The sequence below is a fragment of the Shimia sp. R10_1 genome (assembly GCF_017744095.1).
GTDB lineage: Bacteria > Pseudomonadota > Alphaproteobacteria > Rhodobacterales > Rhodobacteraceae > Shimia.
Genome location: NZ_JAGHQX010000001.1, coordinates 756,715 through 773,371 on the forward strand (window position 1 = coordinate 756,715; position 16,657 = coordinate 773,371).

Annotated in this window: 19 protein-coding genes; 5 read left to right on the plus strand and 14 right to left on the minus strand. The window is 57.3% G+C overall.

Annotation, left to right across the window (positions count from 1 at the left end; genetic code table 11):
• Positions 1-2 precede the first annotated feature (2 nt).
• Positions 3-1,454: a xanthine dehydrogenase small subunit gene (gene xdhA / locus J7413_RS03530; RefSeq protein WP_209096448.1), complete on the minus strand. Its 1,452-nt coding sequence runs from the start codon at positions 1,452-1,454 to the stop codon at positions 3-5.
• A gap of 160 nt (positions 1,455-1,614) precedes the next feature.
• Here xdhA and J7413_RS03535 point away from each other — a divergent pair, with 160 nt between their 5' ends.
• Positions 1,615-2,520, plus strand: a complete 906-nt coding sequence (locus J7413_RS03535; protein ID WP_209096450.1) for a LysR family transcriptional regulator — start codon at positions 1,615-1,617, stop codon at positions 2,518-2,520.
• A 56-nt stretch (positions 2,521-2,576) separates the two neighbouring features.
• Here the strand turns inward: J7413_RS03535 and J7413_RS03540 are convergent, their stop codons facing one another.
• From J7413_RS03540 to J7413_RS03565, 6 genes are all read right to left on the minus strand, one after another.
• Positions 2,577-3,593, minus strand: a complete 1,017-nt coding sequence (locus J7413_RS03540) for a diguanylate cyclase (RefSeq protein ID WP_348538715.1) — start codon at positions 3,591-3,593, stop codon at positions 2,577-2,579.
• Positions 3,590-4,177 (minus strand): heme NO-binding domain-containing protein, encoded by a 588-nt coding sequence (locus tag J7413_RS03545; protein ID WP_209096452.1) that lies wholly within the window; start codon positions 4,175-4,177, stop codon positions 3,590-3,592. The genes J7413_RS03540 and J7413_RS03545 overlap by 4 nt, the downstream gene beginning before the upstream one ends.
• Before the next feature lie 61 nt (positions 4,178-4,238).
• The gene (locus J7413_RS03550) at positions 4,239-5,990 is read right to left on the minus strand and encodes a DUF4153 domain-containing protein (RefSeq protein WP_209096454.1); all 1,752 of its coding nucleotides are present in this window, start codon (positions 5,988-5,990) and stop codon (positions 4,239-4,241) included.
• Between the two features lie 116 nt (positions 5,991-6,106).
• Positions 6,107-7,669 carry a trimethylamine methyltransferase family protein gene (locus J7413_RS03555; protein ID WP_209096456.1) on the minus strand — a complete coding sequence of 521 codons (1,563 nt, stop codon included), beginning with the start codon at positions 7,667-7,669 and terminating at the stop codon, positions 6,107-6,109.
• A 186-nt stretch (positions 7,670-7,855) separates the two neighbouring features.
• Positions 7,856-8,545, minus strand: a complete 690-nt coding sequence (locus tag J7413_RS03560; RefSeq protein ID WP_209096749.1) for an HAD family hydrolase — start codon at positions 8,543-8,545, stop codon at positions 7,856-7,858.
• A 90-nt stretch (positions 8,546-8,635) separates the two neighbouring features.
• The gene (locus tag J7413_RS03565; protein WP_209096459.1) at positions 8,636-8,920 is read right to left on the minus strand and encodes a DUF3572 domain-containing protein; all 285 of its coding nucleotides are present in this window, start codon (positions 8,918-8,920) and stop codon (positions 8,636-8,638) included.
• 83 nt (positions 8,921-9,003) lie between these two features.
• On the opposite strand from J7413_RS03565, the gene J7413_RS03570 reads away from it, so the two are divergent.
• Positions 9,004-10,434, plus strand: coding sequence for a diguanylate cyclase (locus J7413_RS03570; protein WP_209096461.1), 1,431 nt, complete (start codon positions 9,004-9,006; stop codon positions 10,432-10,434).
• 12 nt (positions 10,435-10,446) lie between these two features.
• On the opposite strand, the gene J7413_RS03575 is transcribed toward J7413_RS03570, so the two are convergent.
• The 5 genes from J7413_RS03575 to J7413_RS03595 all read right to left on the minus strand — a co-directional run bounded on the left by J7413_RS03575 (position 10,447) and on the right by J7413_RS03595 (position 13,123).
• Positions 10,447-10,818, minus strand: a complete 372-nt coding sequence (locus tag J7413_RS03575; protein WP_209096463.1) for a DUF5333 family protein — start codon at positions 10,816-10,818, stop codon at positions 10,447-10,449.
• 96 nt (positions 10,819-10,914) lie between these two features.
• Positions 10,915-11,466: a periplasmic heavy metal sensor gene (locus J7413_RS03580; protein ID WP_209096465.1), complete on the minus strand. Its 552-nt coding sequence runs from the start codon at positions 11,464-11,466 to the stop codon at positions 10,915-10,917.
• On the minus strand, positions 11,463-11,870 hold the full coding sequence (locus J7413_RS03585) for a hypothetical protein (protein WP_209096467.1): 408 nt from the start codon (positions 11,868-11,870) through the stop codon (positions 11,463-11,465). The genes J7413_RS03580 and J7413_RS03585 overlap by 4 nt, the downstream gene beginning before the upstream one ends.
• Entirely contained in the window at positions 11,863-12,447 is a 585-nt protein-coding gene (locus J7413_RS03590) for an RNA polymerase sigma factor (protein WP_209096469.1), read from the minus strand. The genes J7413_RS03585 and J7413_RS03590 overlap by 8 nt, the downstream gene beginning before the upstream one ends.
• Before the next feature lie 76 nt (positions 12,448-12,523).
• Positions 12,524-13,123 carry an EF-hand domain-containing protein gene (locus J7413_RS03595; RefSeq protein WP_209096471.1) on the minus strand — a complete coding sequence of 200 codons (600 nt, stop codon included), beginning with the start codon at positions 13,121-13,123 and terminating at the stop codon, positions 12,524-12,526.
• A gap of 214 nt (positions 13,124-13,337) precedes the next feature.
• Between J7413_RS03595 and J7413_RS03600 the strand changes: the two genes are divergently transcribed.
• A complete protein-coding gene (locus tag J7413_RS03600; protein ID WP_209096473.1) occupies positions 13,338-13,715 on the plus strand; it encodes a DUF983 domain-containing protein in 378 nt (125 codons plus the stop codon).
• 44 nt (positions 13,716-13,759) lie between these two features.
• On the plus strand, positions 13,760-14,455 hold the full coding sequence (locus J7413_RS03605) for an NUDIX hydrolase (RefSeq protein WP_209096475.1): 696 nt from the start codon (positions 13,760-13,762) through the stop codon (positions 14,453-14,455).
• Between the two features lies 1 nt (position 14,456).
• On the opposite strand, the gene J7413_RS03610 is transcribed toward J7413_RS03605, so the two are convergent.
• On the minus strand, positions 14,457-15,359 hold the full coding sequence (locus tag J7413_RS03610) for a DMT family transporter (RefSeq protein ID WP_209096477.1): 903 nt from the start codon (positions 15,357-15,359) through the stop codon (positions 14,457-14,459).
• 69 nt (positions 15,360-15,428) lie between these two features.
• Positions 15,429-15,635 (minus strand): DUF2061 domain-containing protein, encoded by a 207-nt coding sequence (locus J7413_RS03615; protein WP_209096479.1) that lies wholly within the window; start codon positions 15,633-15,635, stop codon positions 15,429-15,431.
• Positions 15,636-15,760: 125 nt separating this feature from the next.
• On the opposite strand from J7413_RS03615, the gene J7413_RS03620 reads away from it, so the two are divergent.
• On the plus strand, positions 15,761-16,618 hold the full coding sequence (locus J7413_RS03620) for a helix-turn-helix transcriptional regulator (RefSeq protein ID WP_209096481.1): 858 nt from the start codon (positions 15,761-15,763) through the stop codon (positions 16,616-16,618).
• Positions 16,619-16,657: the final 39 nt, after the last annotated feature.

Below are 16,657 nucleotides of genomic sequence, written 5' to 3' on the forward strand. Positions count from 1 at the left end.
CCTCACGCGCGCGCCAGACGGGCATCTTCACCCTGCTGCTCCAGCCAGAACCGACGGAACAGGTTCTGCGCCACTTTCATCCGGTAATCCGCTGTCGCACGCATATCGCTCAGCGGTTGGAAATCCTCGGGCAGTTTCGCCGCCGCCGCCAAAAGGCTCGCCTCACTCCAGGGCTGGCCAACCAAAGCCGCCTCTGCCGCCGCCGCCCGTTTGGGCGTGGCTGCCATGCCACCAAAGGTCAGCACCGCTTGAGTGATGATACCATTTTCAACGGTCACATTCATCCCAACCGCTACGGAGGAGATATCCTCCTCGCGCCGCTTTGAAATCTTATAGGCTGCGTGATGTCCCGCAGAGACGCGCGGAATGGTGATGCTCTCCACAAATTCACCGGCGGCGCGGTCCTGCTTGCCATAGGCGATAAAAAACGCTTCCAGCGGCATCACCCGCTGCACATCGCCCTTGCGCAGGGTGATCGACGCGCCAAGCGCAATCAGCACCGGTGGCGTGTCACCGATCGGGCTGCCGTTGGCGATATTGCCGCCAATCGTGCCCATATTGCGCACCTGCCAACCGGCAATACGATCCCAGTAGTCCACCAGATGCGGATAGTGCTGCGCAATCACACCCTGCGCCTCAGTGTAGGTCACCCCGGCGCCCAGCGTCACCGTATCTTCGGTCACGGCGATTTCCTTAAGTCCATCCAGATGGCCAATGAAAACCGCAGGCGAAATGCGCTTTAGAAACTTCGTTACCCAAAGTCCAACATCCGTGGACCCCGCCACAATCGTCGCCTCTGGCTCGGCCTCAAGAACCGCGGCCAGATCATCCACGTTCGCAGGCAGGATCGCGCGGCTGTCGCCTTTGGCCACGTCCACCCGCGCACCATCTTTCAGTGCCGTCAGTTTTGCCGCCACCGCCTCACGTTCCGCCGCCAGATGTTCGGCAGAAGCTGTACCGTATTCCGTCACCGCCTGCGCAGCGCGGATGATCGGCGCATAGCCGGTGCAACGGCACAGATTGCCCTGCAGCGCGGTTTCCACCTGCTTCACGGTTGGGTGCGCATGCGCCATCCACAGCGCATAAAGTGACATCACAATCCCCGGTGTGCAGAAGCCACATTGGCTGCCATGATGTTCCACCATCGCCTGCTGCACCGGCGACAAACGCCCATTGGGGCCGCCAAGATATTCGATTGTCACCACATGACAGCCATCCAGCGTCGCCAGAAAGCGAATACAGGCATTCACTGTCTCATAGTGCAGCCCCTGCGCGCTCAGCCGCCCGACCATCACGGTACAGGCGCCACAATCGCCCTCCGCACAGCCTTCTTTACTGCCCGTAAGGCGCTGATCAATCCGCAAAAAATCCAGAAGCGTGTCATCCGCTCCCACATCAGAAAGGGCGACCTGACGGCCATTGAGTAAAAAGCGTATTTCGCTGCGGTGCTGCATCCTGACCTCTTGCTGGGAGTCGGCACATTTGTGGCCACAGAATAGTTTAGCCGCCTCCGCGCCTTCAATGAAATGGGGGTTTTGGCAAATCTATTTCAATGAATTGTTGAAAATCATCGCCAACTCGCCAATAAATCACGCAAAATAAAGGGAACACCCTATGCCATATCTGGAAAGCCTGCGCGTTTTTGTTCGCGTGGTGGAACTCGGTTCTATCACCTCCGGCGGGCGGGACCTGCGCCTCACCCCTGCAGTGGCATCCAATCGCATCAAAGAGCTGGAATCCCGCCTTGGCGTGCGCCTGTTCAATCGGACCACCCGCAATCTCTCTCCCACAGAAGTTGGGCAAGTGTTTTACGATCACGCGCGAAAAGTCATTGAAACCCTGGACGAGGCGGAGGCTGTGGTCGCCGGTTTCTCTGACACGCCGCGTGGCACCATTCGCGTCACCGCCCCGCTTGGCGTGGGCCGGCGCATCGTTGCGCCGTTGATCCCTTCTTTCACAGATCAACACCCCAATGTGGACGTCCGCCTGCGCCTGTCTGATCGCAAGGTCGACATGTTTGAAGACGGGCTCGATGTGGCATTTGTGTTGGGAGAGCTCAAAGACAGCAATCTCAAGCTGCGCAAAATTGCGGATTGCGATCGTGTGTTGGTGGCATCCCCCGACTATCTGGCTCGCGCAGGCACGCCGCAAACCCCTCAAGATTTGATCACCGATCACAACTGTCTGCTGCTGCGGTTTCCCCGGTCTCCAGAGTATTTCTGGACCCTACAAACTCCCACTGGACCGCTGAAAATTGAGGCCAAAGGTCGGTTTGACGCAGACGATGGCGATGTGCTGACCCAATGGGCGCTTGAAGGCGCAGGTATCGCCAACAAACCCCGCTTTGATGTGGCCGCCGAATTGGCCAGCGGCGCATTGGTCGAGGTCTTACCCGAAACACCGCCCCTGCCCGCGGCTTTTGGGTGCCTGTACCCCCACCGCAAACTGCAAGACCCCAAAGTCAGGCTGTTTGTAGACTACATCGCCACCGAAATCCGGGCCCGCATGTCAGAACTGTAGACAACAAAAGCGCCTTCTGCCTCAACAGAAAAGGCGGATGCGCAATCAAGCCCGCCTTAAGAGCCCACCGCAAGCGGGCCCTTTTGACGCAGTTCAGGCTTATACAGCGTGAATGTCGACCGCCCGTCGTGTTTGGAGGCATAAAGCGCAAGATCGGCGTCATCCATCAATTGCTCAACAGTCGCCTCACCTTCACCTTTGTGAATGGAAATGCCGACACTGGCTGAAACCTGACACATCGTATCTTTGTAAGGCACCGGTGTTTCCACCTCTTTGATGATGCGCTGACAAATCCGGCCCAGCACCTCTTCGTCGATGGTGCCATTGATCACCAACACAAATTCATCGCCGCCCACACGTGCCACAACATCTGCGTCCCGGCTGCTTTCCACCAGCACACGAGCCACGTGCTGCAAAACCACGTCCCCAGCGGCATGGCCTTTGGTGTCATTAACTTCTTTGAAGAAATCCAAATCGACATGCAAAAGCCCGAAAGGCTTACACTCTTCCACAAGACGCGGCAGGATCACGTCAAGGGCGCGACGGTTTTTCAAGCCGGTCAACGTGTCGGTGTAGGCCTGTTCTTCTGCTGCGACTTTGGCACCCTGCAGGCGTTGGTTCAGTTTTCGGCTGGCTTCCATGGCCGCAGATTTGGCTTCCACAAGATAGAGCATCTCAATGGTCAAATCCGTCGCGGCAAAATCTGCTGCGTTCAAGGAATAATCGCGCACCGCATCCAAGATCGAGATCCCGAAACTCAAATTCACAACCGCGCCACCTTGCCCGGCCGGCATCAACACGCCTTTCAGACCCGTTTCTGGCGCACTTCGTTTTTTGAGGCGCAGCTTCTGGCCCGCTGTTGCCAGCAAACAGTCCATCGACGTCACCGAATGCGGACGCATCAATTCAAACACTTCCAGAAAGCGCCCGCCGACAAGCTCCTGATCCGGAAAAATCTTGGCCAACGTTGGCCCGGCATGGGAAATACGCCCCACATTGTCGAGCTGAACATGCATCGGGCACATCACGTCCAAAGCATCTGTCATGTCACAGACTTGATCGATCTCGCTCACTCGGCCCTCGCTCCCAACTCAAACTCTCGCCCACTTGCAAAGGCGTTCACAACCAAAGTGATGTCGATCACCTCGGTATCCCCATTTGTCCCTCTGTGTTCCAAAAACACAAGCGCCCCATAATCATCCGCCATGGTACGTAGGATGCCGATCAACACATGTCCAAAACCAGCCTGTGGATGGCGACAGGTCAGGCTAAAACGGTCAGGCGCATGTTCGCGCACTTCCATGCTCGGCAGGACCAGATCATCCACCGCCAATCTGGCGCGATCGGGCAATTCGTCCAAGGAATGCAGGAATTCAACAAAGTCCACCCCACCAAATCGCAACAGGCGCCGAAGCGCTTCCACATTTGGATGGGTCACAAGGTAGGTACCGATGTCTTCAAGCACGGTTTCCCAAGGGGCTCCGATCACGTCGGCAGCGGCTTTGATTAAATTTTCCGTCGCGCTGTCATCATAGTGCAGCATGGCTTCGAAATCGGTGGTTTCCACACCGGCAAGACGAGTCACTTCGATCCAGCGCGGCTGCCCATAGCTGTCGCGGACAAAGCATTGAATCGCTCTGTTGATCAACCCGTGCATGTATTCACCTCTCCTACCGTGCCCATAAGAGCAGACCGATGTTAAGATTTCCCCAACGCCCTCACAGGTCGGGCACAAGTTCCATGGCCCCAATCCAAAGCGAGCGGTGGCTGCTGGGCGCAACCTCATAGTCACCCGCCAGTATATCCCTCAGTTGCGCAACGGTCACCTGATCCCCATCTGAACCGATGGTTTTTGCACCTATAAAGAGCATTTCACCAAACTCACGCACGCTAAACACATCAACCTGCCGCGCATTCAAGGGCAAAAAGACAAAACCCATTCTTTCTTTTTGGGACGGAACGAAATCGCCGAAAACCAAAACACAACCGGGATCTTGTGCTCGTTCACAAATATCGACCCAATCCTGAAGGCGATACAGTGGCATGTTGCGGAACGCCTGCGCGTCAATGCCTTCGCCCGCAGGAAGCATCGTCATCAGCTGTGCCAGTCTTTCCGCAGGCTCCAGGCGCGCGCGCCCATGCAATTGTCTTGCGATATCCAGATGTTCCTCCGGATTTTGCACCGCCGCGATCGCTTCTTGCCATGCGGGGTTATCTGTCGCAAAATCCGCGCTCAACGCGGCCAGCCCGGCACGCCCAGCATGCCCCCATTCCGTGTGCATTTCCCACAGCGCGGCATCCTCTGGCGCAACAGCACCCGAAAGAATACGCGCAGTCTGCGACTGGGTCGAAATACGCTCCGCCTGCAGCACCGGAGTCTGCCAAAGCGCCAACAAAATGAGCATGCCAACGGCGATCTTGATATTGGCTTGACGAATGCGCCCCATCCAATCGCCGCGCAGCAAAACAGAGGTCGCATAGCAAACCGCATGTGTCCCCACGACCAGCACCATACAGGCCGTCGCCAAGCGCGCAGGCGTCCAGCCATACTGCCCAACCCGCACCCACAGCGCAAAGGCCGCCAAACCGGTCAACACAGGCAACAAAAGCGCCAAAGCAGCCGTTGCCGCCCGCATCCAGACATTCTGCACCGCATCCAGATCACTGCGATCCAACGCAACGCTGATCAAGGTGATCATGCCAACCGCCACCCCCAAGAGCGTGGTCGCCTGGCTCAGATTGCCAAACATTTCCCCCGGAGCCTGCAAGATCGTAGCACCGACAAAGATCAGCACCACCCCCAATATCACGGGCACCAAAAGCCGCAGCAGGCGCATGATCAGGAAGGGCGAAATGTAGTCGCGCAGCTCATGTACAACTGAAAGGCCAAGCCCCAAGCCAACGCCCGATACCACAAATGCGGCCCCCTCAACGTCAAGAAGATCCGCAATCAGGGTAAGACCAACAATTTGCAACAGCGCATCACTCAGAAACACAACCGCCCAGATCAAAGCCACAAACAGCCACGCTGCCGAGTAGCGCACCAATATGCCCCAACTCACATCAAAGAGATGGCCATAGTCCCGCAGGCTGTGACGGTCGCGAAGCGTGGCCCCAACAAACGGCGTTCCAATCATCAGAAAAAGCGCCCAAGCCACAATTGGGTGCTGGGCAGCGGCAAATGCCTCAAGCGTGTCAAACCGCAGACCGCACCATGTCAGCAACGCCGCGGCCACAGCTGACAGCCCAAGCGCCGGCAACGCTGCACGCCCGATGCGATGTGGTCCGCTCAATCCAAGCAAAACAGCAAAAAAACCAGAGACAAATCCAGTCAGCACCAAATAGGCCAGCGGATGGCTGACAACCTCATGCGCTTTTTCGATCAACGCCCAGACGGACACACCGGCCAAACCGCCAACAATCGCCATCTCTGCACGCCCCGCAGCCGCGTAGCTTTCCTGCGTGTGCATGCTCACCTCCAGTATCACTTATGGTGTTTTCTATAGCCGGTTGGTGATAAAAAACAATGTCTTGAAACCGTGACCTTGAACTGACCGCAAGATGCGCAAAACTTCGCCCACACTGCTCAGAAATCGGTTGGTGCGCCGCCTTCTTCTTTGCGCCGCGCCACAAAGGCCGCCAGCTCTTCGTGGATGGCGGGGTCCATCGGCGGCGCCTCATATTGAACAAGGGCCTCTTTGGCAATGTGATGGGCACGCTCAGCAGTCCAGACACCGCCTGCGGCCTCAAAAGCCTCAAAGTTGCGCCAGTCAGATGCAATGGGCTGATAGAACGCTGTCGTATAGCGATCTTGTGTGTGATCGATCCCAAAAAAGTGTCCGTCCGAGCCCACCGATCGAATGGCATCAAGCGCGATTTCGTCATCCCCAGTTGCCCAGACCTCCGGCTCCAAATAGCGCTGGATCATCTGGATCACCTCGCAATCCATGACAAATTTCTCCGGACTTGCGATCAGCCCTCCCTCAAGCCAGCCCGCGCCGTGATACACCATATTCGTGCCGGACTGCACAGCACTCCACAAACTGTTGGAGGTCTCCCACATGGCTTGGCCATCTGGCACATTCGCCGCGCAGACCCCGCTCGCGCGCATCGGCAGCCCATAAAATCGCGCCATTTGCCCCGTCATTTGTGTCGCACGCATATATTCCGGTGTCCCAAAGGCAGGGGCTCCAGACTTCATATCAACATTCGAGGTAAACGTGCCAATCGCACAGGCAACACCGGGACGGATATATTGTGCGAGTGCCACAGCGCTTAGGGCCTCAGCCAACGACTGCGCCACCGCGCCGGCCAGTGTCACCGGGGCCATGGCCCCTGCAAGCGTGAACGGCGTCACCACCAGCGCCTGATTGCGCCGCGCCAGCCGCATCCAGCCATCAATCATCGGTTCATCATGTTTAAGCGGCGAAGTGGAATTGATATTGGTAAAGATATGCGGTCGCGCGTCGAAAGCTTCTTCAGACAGCCCCGCCGCGATTCGCACCATTTCCATCGCGTCTTCCACACGCTCTTTACCCAACGAATAGGTGTGCACAACCTTATCTGTCAGGGTCAGCGTGTCATACAGGACATCCAGATGGCGAATGGAAGCGTGAATGTCCTGCGGCTCAACAGGGTAGCCGCCAATGAAGTGGATACAGTTGAAAAACTGCGACAGCCGCAGAAGGTCTGCACATTGCGCACGCGTGCCCGGAACCTTCCGCCCCAGTGCCAGATCCCAATAATTTGGCGGGCTGGAAACATTGCCAAACAGAATATGGCCCTTCCCCATGGTCAACTGGCGGTCCGGGTTGCGCGGGGTCAAGGTCCAGCTTGAAGGCGCTTTGCTGACCATCTCCATGACAAACGTGCGATCCATAAAGATGCGATCTTCAACCACACGACAGCCCGCTTCTTTCAAGATCTTGCGCGCCTCGGCGTGAAAGAACTGAATGCCAATCTCTTCCAGAATGCGCATCGCACCATCATGCAGCCGCGCAACACTCTCCTCGGTCAATGGCTCTGTCGGTCTGTCGGTGTTCACAGGCAACCGCCACGACATCTGCTCCAGCCCCAATGTGCGCCCTCTGCGGGCTGCGCGGCCTCCACTCCGTTTGGCTCTCCGGGAAGTTTCTGATGACACTGACATGACGCCCCTCCTCGCTGTCTCACCAGAAAACGCCTCCTTCCAGCATCATACTGCGCATTTTCGACATAATACGTCGCTTTTAGCACGTAACTTCCATGCTCAGGCTGGTTTTAGCGCATAAAAATACCCCCGAGCGCAAACGGCACGGGGGTATCAGACGGAGTAATCCGATGGTCCCGGCTGAGATCAGCCGCGCAACCACTCCGGCAAATGACCAATATTGGGCAGCACGACATCCGCCAAAGGTGCAAGCTCAGCTTCCCCTGCAACCCCCGTCAAAACCGCGACCGTCTGCATGCCTGCCCGGCGCCCGGCCAGCAAATCATGGCTGCTGTCTCCCACCATCGCGATACGCGCCGGATCAAGAGAGACATGTTGCGCAAACGCCAAAAGCGGATCCGGATCAGGCTTGGCGCCAAAGCCACTGTCAAACCCCGCAATGAAGTGAAACCGGTCCACAACCCCGGCCTCTTGCAAATGGGCCCGCGCGCCATATTCCGTGTCGTTCGTCATCACGCCGATTTTGAGCCCCTGCGCGATAAATCCATCCATCAAAGGCGCCAGAGGCACCGCCGGTGCCAACGAGGCTTCCGCCGCCGCCAGCATCAAGGTGCGTTCAATCGCATCCACATCGCTCTGCGGCACAACGCTGGCGACGGCCTCAGCCGCCTCGCGATTGGTGCCCGCAATCACAAAGCTCTCTGGTAGAAAAACACCAGCGCTCAGATCAAACTGCAAGGCCTCCGCAATGCGCGCGGCCAGACCATCGTCTCCTTCGGCAAACCCCGTGATCATTTGCGCAGCCCACCCGTTCCAGGTTGCGCCAAAATCAAACAGCGTGCCGTCTTTATCAAACAATAGCCCGTCTACCCGCATCATCTCGCCTTTGCTGAAGTCATTGGGGCCCGCCCCATGTCGCACGCACCCTGCCCCGCCGGCCACAAGCGTGCAAGGAAAACAAAACACCTAGGTCCAATGCGCCCGCGCCTCACCCAAAAGCATATTGGCAGCCATCAGAGGCACGTCATAGGCGAGCTCATTGGCATCACAAAATGAAACCACCCAAGCGTCATCCATTGTTAAGAACTCCAGCACCGAGCCGAGGAAATCAGAATCACCCGCCCGCGCTCTCAGGTCTTCAACAGAGGCACCCGTAGCCCCCATAAAGACGCCAACCACCTCATCTTGGGTCACCAACCAACCCAAAGCCTTAATTGCAACGGTTTCCGCCACTTCTTGAGAAAGTCTCATTTGCCCAGACTTTCGAAAGGGTTTGTTAACCAATGATAAGCCATTATGAACGCGTCCCGTTTCCACAGTTTTCAGGTTTTCTTATGGCAGCTCGTGTCTTGATCGTCGACAGTATCTCGGCGAACCGTATCTTGTTGAAAGTCAAACTGACTGGCGCCTTTGCTCATGTTGAGCAATCCGCCAGCGCAGGGGAAGCTTTGGATCTGCTTCACGCAGAAACACCAGACCTATTGGTACTGGGCGGAGATCTTGTAGACATGTCTGCGCTGAAGCTATGCAAGCTGGTGAAAGAAGACCCAGCCTTTGCCCATCTTCCAATCTTGATCGCAAATACAGAAGGCACGCGCACGGATCGCATTGAGGCGCTCAGAGCCGGGGCGGATGACGCATTTGATATGTCCGTCAGCACGGATGCCCTGCTTGCGCGCATTCGCAGCATCATCCGCGCGCGCAGCTCTTACGAAGAATTGCGCCTGCGCGAGCAGACAAGTCAGATTCCCGGGCTGGCGGAGTCCTTTGCTGGTTTTGACGGCCCCGCACAGGTTTTGCTTGCGTCCTGGAACGCTGCCGAAGGGCTGTTGTGGAGTGCGCAACTGCAACACGAAGTGCCATACGGTGTGCGCCATCAGCCAGTGGCTCAAATCATGCAGAACATGTCACTCTTTGCGCCTCCGGACGCAATCGTCATCTCATTACGCACCGCCACGCCAGACGAGTCACTGCGCCTGTTGGCAGAAGTGCGGGCGCGGGCCGCAACACGGCAGGCGGCCGTTTTGGTTGTGCTGGATGCAGAGGACGATGCGGCACGGATCAACGCGCTTGATCTCGGCGCCAATGACGTTCTGATTGATGGTTTTGACGCAGAAGAGGCCAGCCTGCGCCTGGCCGCAATGATTGCGCGCAAACGTCTGACCGATCGTCTGCGCAAGCGCGTGGAAGACGGGTTGACCGCAGCAGTAACCGACCCGCTCACCGGCCTGTTCAATCGCCGCTATGCGATGCCGCACCTGAACAAACTCGCTCAGCGTGCGCACACTCAAAGAGGCGATTTTGCGGTGATGCTGGCCGATCTCGATCACTTCAAGGACGTCAATGACCGGTTTGGTCATGCAGCGGGCGACATCGTGCTGGCTGAAATTGCCCGCCGGATGCGCCGTTGCCTGTCACAAGCGGATTTGATTGCGCGCATGGGCGGCGAAGAGTTCATGATCGTTGTCCCTGTAGAGGATGTGGCCGCAGCAGAGCAAATCGCCCAACGTCTGTGTGATGTGGTGCGCTCTGAGCCCGTCTACCTGCGCGGCAGAGATATCCAAATTCCGGTCACCGTCAGCATTGGCGTGGCTCTCGGCAGTGATCTGATCAAGGCCTCCAGTGATGCGGCGCCCACGTCACACCTACGCGTTGCCGCAAATGATGGCATCGCCTCCGCACTGATCGATCGCGCCGATCAGGCCCTCTATGGCGCCAAAGCTGAAGGACGTGACAAAGTCACTCTCAGCTGCCCCGCAGCTTGACCGCAAACTCTATTATTTTTTGCCTAGAAAACGCCCAATCGCGTCATCCGTACCCACCACCGCGCGCCCGAACCGACATATTTTCTTGGTGTTTTTGGGGTCGACACCTCGTTCTGAAAGCGTTGAATCGCCTTGAGCATTTAGCCATGCCGTCTTGCCATAAAAGAGCGACTTTAGGACCTTTTGCCGCCGCAAACCCTCTTGCGTCTTGGCAATCGTGCCCGCCTCTTGCGCGCTGGAAACGGTAAATTCGTCGCAATTGGTAACCACATGCGCTGCGGCCATATACTGTCCAACAAACACATCGTATTTGCTTTGTGCCAACGCCGGAGACCCGATGCTGACAACACCAAGGCCGACAGCAAAAACAAATCGTAATTTCATCACACTGCGCCCGTTCTGCTTAACTTTCACGCAAGCTATCAGGCGCATCAAGCACGTCAAGGCGGGCGATTTCCTAGGGCTATACGCCTCTCCTGATCACTCTGACTTGTGCTTTTTCTTTGATTTGCCATCGCGATGTCCACCTTTGTGGCCGCGCTTCAGCTCCTCTTCCAGCCGATCTGCATAGGCTGCGCGCTCCGCATCACTCATGCTGGAAATACGTTTCAGATAGCTCTCGCGCGCGATCTCGCGGCGATTAATGCCCGTCTGATCCAGCGTCTCCATCGTCGCCTTCATCGCAGGCGCATTAAACGGGGTCTCGCGCAGCAGATCCAGCACGTCAAGATACAGCACATCATCCGCCCGTCGATCCACGGAGGCCGACCGAAAACCGCGACGGATCTCACGCCCGACTTCGCGTTTGTCCTCATGGCTCAGCGCCCGCACAAACGGCGCGGTAAATCGGTCACCAACCGGCGATGGCCCGTCGTGCTTTTTGAAGCTGAATACAGCACCGACAACCAGACCGACGATCACAACATTCAGTGTGAGAGATCCAATCAACAAAACCCGCCCGACAAGGCGTTTTCGGGATTTTGGCGAACCCACGTTCGGGGTTTCAGGTGCACCGGTGTCTTGAGTCATCATTCTTCCTCCACGCCCAGCGACAGGGCGTAGCTCACGTCCAAATCAGAGAGGTATGTTTGTGCGTTCTGGCCATAAAGATCGAGCCCCAAAGTGTTCTGCATCAAGGCGGTTCCTGAAGACACGCCAATCCACACGCCCGCCGCGCCGGCAATTGCAACACCACTGACAGACGGCCATCCGCCCAGCGCCTGCAATACAGCACGGAACAAGCCTCCTTCTGCACGCGGCGCCACATCGGCACTCTGTTGTGTGCCCCGCTGCTCAGCCTGAAGTGTCTCCGCGCTTTCAAGCACACGCGCCAAAAGCTCTGCGGATGGATCCATGCGCGCATCACTCTTGGCAGAGGCAAACAGATCCTCCAGCGCTGCATCATCAAACATGTCATCGTCAAACTTATCAGCCATCGGTATACCCCAGTGCCTCGCGCTGGCTGGCCAATGCCTTGGCCAGCGTTCGTTTGCCGCGCGAAGTCAGGCTTTCCACTGCCTCCACGCTGATCTCCATGATGTCGGCAATTTCAGGATTGCCCAACCCTTCTATGTGGCGCAACACCACTGCCATACGTTGACGTTCTGGCAAAGTGTTCAGGGCGCACTGCAGGGCATCGTTGCGCGCCTGATCCTGCATCTGCTGTGCCGCCGATTTCGCTTCGTCCTCCGGCTCTGGCACCGCATCGAGCGCCACACCACGTGTCTTGCGCAGCCGATCGGTACACAGGTTGGCCACAACGCGATAAAGCCACGTCGTGACTTTGGCCTCCCCTTGCCGCCACTCAGGCGCTTGCCTGAAAAGACGGATCATCGCCTCTTGCGCCACATCCTCGGCCTCAGCTCTGTCACTCAACATGCGAAACGCCTGCGCAAAGGCACGCGGGGTCAGCCGCAGTGTCAAAATGCGCGCAGCTGCCCCATCTCCATTGGCATAGAGCACCAACAAAGCATCATCGGGCATTTCATCCTGTTGATCGTATGGCATCGTCATTGTCTCAAGGGCTAACCGCTCCGCCAATGCTGCGCAATTGCCTGAATGACACCTTGCGCAGCAGGCCGTTACCGGATCAGTTTTCTTCTGTCGCAGGAACGCCTTTCTTCATGCCACCACGCGCCTCTTTGGCCGCATCCCATTCTGCTTTGCTGATGCTGCCGTCACCATCGGTATCGAGCGCCTTGAACATCTTTGCCTTGCGCTCAGCCTTACGCGCGGCGCGTTTGTCTTTCATCGCGTCATATTCTGCCTTGCTGATCTGACCATCACCATCGCTGTCCAAACGCTCCAGCATTTTGCCGATACGATCTTCTTTGGGCTTCATTTCTTCGGCAGACAGCTGGCCATCGCCATTGGCATCCATGCGATCAAACATCCGGTCCAGCCCCTTGAGCTTGCGATCCTGGCCCGCAGCCTCTGCCTGCGCCCGCAGCTCATCGCGCGAGATCAGATCATCATCATTGGCATCCAACCCATCAAAACGCGCCTGTGCCTGAGCTTCCAGCTCTGCGCGCGTGACCACACCGTCGCCGTTGGTATCCAACTGCTCAAACGCAGGCATATGGTGGCCCCGGTGATGGCGATGTTTGCCACCTTCTTTGGCAGAGGCCCCCACGGCGGTCACGCCCAGGGCTGCAATCACAACTGCGCTGATCATCAATTTGCTCTTCATCTTGGTCACTCCTTTTCGGCTCCGTCCAAGCTGGCTCATTGCCTGTTTGGTGCTGATAGAACGCACCACCCGCAGGTTTCCGTCGCTAGGGTCTCACGTTTTTTTGCGCCCTTGAAACAGCGCGCTTTGCGACATCGCGCCGCAAGGCACTTTGCCCTCTTTAATCTGCGCGCAACGCACCTCATTTTGGGCGGATCGAACGCGAGGACATGTGATGAGTGAAACAACAGCGGCACTGGAAGACAGACCCTTAAAGCCAGCTCTGCTGCGCGGCTTTCGGCGGAAATGCCCAAATTGCGGCGATGGCCCCATTCTGAAAGGCTATCTCAAGGTGCGCGATCATTGCCCGGTGTGCAAACAAGAGTTCCATCACCATCGCGCCGATGATGGCCCCGCCTATCTTACCATTCTGATTGTGGGCCACTTGATGGCGCCATTGCTGCATGTGGTATTTGTGCATTGGCGCCCGGAACCTCTGATCCTGTTTACAATTTTTGCGGTTGGCTCGGTGGCGCTGTCCCTCTACCTTCTGCCAAGATTGAAGGGGGCAGTTGTTGCGTTTCAATGGGCGCGACGCATGCACGGATTCTAAACATCCGGCTCAGATCCCTTGATGCATGAGGGGAGCATCCGCCAGTGACCGAAGACAAAACCGCCATCCGGAATGCCGCGACAGTGATTGTGCTGCGTGATCGCGACACAAACCCGCGCATCCTCATGGGACAGCGCGGGGCCAAAGCCGCCTTCATGCCAAATAAAGTGGTGTTTCCAGGCGGCGCTGTTGATGCTGGCGACGCCGACATCGCATTGGCAACGCCGATCTCAGAATTTTGTGCCACCCGACTGCGCCAGGACAGCGCGCAGGATTTGACCCACAGCCTATGTGTCGCGGCAATCCGCGAACTCTGGGAAGAAACCGGCCTGATCCTCGGTCAAAAGAATGTCTGGTCCGCCCCCCCGGCACCGGATTGGGAAAGCTTCGCCGCCACCGGCCACATCCCCACCGCCCAAGCGCTGCAATTTGTCTTCCGCGCGATCACACCGCCGGGCCGTCCACGCCGATTTGATGCGCGCTTCTTTCTGTTGGACGCAGATGAGATTGCCACAGATCTGGATGATTTCTCCGCCGCCTGCGAAGAGCTGTCCCATCTTCAGTGGATTCCGCTCAGCGAGGTACGCGCGTTTGATCTGCCTTTCATCACCGAAGTGGTGCTCGCCGAAATCGAGGCGCGCGTGACAGATCGCAATCCCCCGACCTCTGTGCCTTTCTTTAAGAACAACGACGAGGCCAGCCTGTTCATGCAACTGCACGGCCGCGCACAGGATCGCTAAATCAGGCGAGCAGAATCAGACCAACAATCGAAGCCGCCAAAAGCGCCATACCAAAATATTCACGCTTGCTGATGGTTTCGCGGAAAATCAGCACCGTGCCCAGAATGCCAAACACCAGCTCGATCTGCCCCACTGTCTTTACATAAGCTGCGTTTTGCAGCGTGAAGGCCGTGAACCAGCAGAACGTGCCAGCCATGCTGGTCAAGCCAATGAACCCGGCAGTCCGCCATGCACTCAGCACCCTGCGGACTTCGCCCGGCTCACGCAACTTTAGCCACAGCCACATCCCGACCATCTGCATCGTTGTCACCGCTGCCAAGGTCACCAAGGCGCGTTGCATCGGCGCCTCAAGCGGCACCTCAAGTGACGCCCCACGGTAACAAACAGCCGAAACGCCAAACAAAGCCCCTGCAAGCAGCCCAAGCGCCGCCGAAGGACTCAGCATCCGTCGCCAGCCTTGCTGATTTGCCTCAATCGGGCCTGACAGCACCAATACCCCCGCGACGCCAATCGAAATCGCCAGCATCCCCAGAGGTGAAACCGCCTCCCCCAGCACCAGAATGCCGATCAACACGGTCAACAGCACTTCGGTTTTGATAAACGCCATGCCAACGGCAAAGTTGCGTCGCCCAAACAACATCACGGTGCACACCGTCGCCGTGATCTGCGCCGCTCCGCCAACAATGCCATAGCCCCAGAACGGCAACGCCAGCTTTGGCAGCTGTATTTGGCCCAAAGCCACCAGCGTTGCCAAAATCGCACCTGCAATCGGCGCCGAATAGACAAACCGCGCAAAAGTCGCTCCAGCCGCGGAAAGTTTCACCTGCGCGAGGTGTTTCTGCAGCATGAACCGAACGGTCTGAAACGCAGCGGCGGCGAGAGAGGCAATGATCCAAAGTTCCATGCCGCCCTAGATGCACGGCTTAGATGCGCTTGTCACGCCCAAGCTGTCCCCTAACCGCACCCACTCCCGCTACAGGCGCCCCCAGTGGACCCGCGCCCAGACGCGTTCGTAGATGACGTAACAGCACAGCCCGACCCCGGTGTTGATCAACGCAAGCTTGCCCCCCAACGCCAATGATCCCGTTGCCAAAAGCCCAACCAATGCCATTGAAGCCAAGCCAATCACGTTCCAGATCACTGCTTTCACAATTGAGCGTTTCGGGGTTTCTGTTGCCATGCCTCATATCCTTCTGGTCGTCCCTCACGCTTTCGTGAGCATAACGGACACTTATCCTGAGGCGCTGCGTTTCATAATTCCGAATATGATTAACAAAAATCGTCATTGGTGATATTAATCAACTTATGATCGAAAATATCGACAAACGTCTCCGCGCCAACCGCTTCCGCCAACGGCTTGCCACCGCCATGCAGACCAGCGCGATGTCACAGGCAGCGCTCGCGCGTGCCATCGGCGTGGATCGCTCCACCATCAGCCAATTGCTCAATGACGACGGCGCCCGATTGCCAAATGCGCAGGTTGTGGGCGAATGCGCGGCTGCACTCGGAGTGTCGGCTGATTGGCTCCTTTCGCTCACAGATCGCCCGGAAAACACCGCCGATATTCTGGCAAACGCCCTCACGGTCACCAAAGCGCCCCGTGCCCTTGTGGATGAACAGATTTTTGCATGGCATCAGGAGGCCGCTGGCTACAAAATTCGCCATGTGCCCGCAGCATTGCCTGACATGCTCAAAACCGACGACATGCTGAGTTGGGAGTACTCCCCGCATCTTGGCCGCACCACGGAACAAGCGATCAACGCATCCCGTGACCGGCTGAACCTGATGCGTGCGGCCCAATCAGACTATGAAATCGCGCTTCCGCGGCACGACATGGAATCTTTTGCCCGCGGCGAGGGCTACTATCGTGGCCTTCCCACAGAAACACGCGCACGACAACTTGATCACTTCGCGACCCTGTCTGCGCAACTCTATCCGCGCATGCGCCTCTATCTTTTCGACGCGCGCCGCCTTTACTCCAGCCCGATCACTGTTTTTGGGCCCTTGCTTGCCGTCCTCTATCTCGGGCGCAACTATCTTGCGTTCCGAGACACCGAGCGCGTGACCTCGTTTACAGAGCATTTTGACAATCTCGTGCGCCAGGCCGATGTGACTGCACGCGAAATTCCGGCGTACATCGAACAGCTCAGATCCGACTTATAGGGCAAGATACCGCCATTAAGCACGCAACAGACTTGTGTA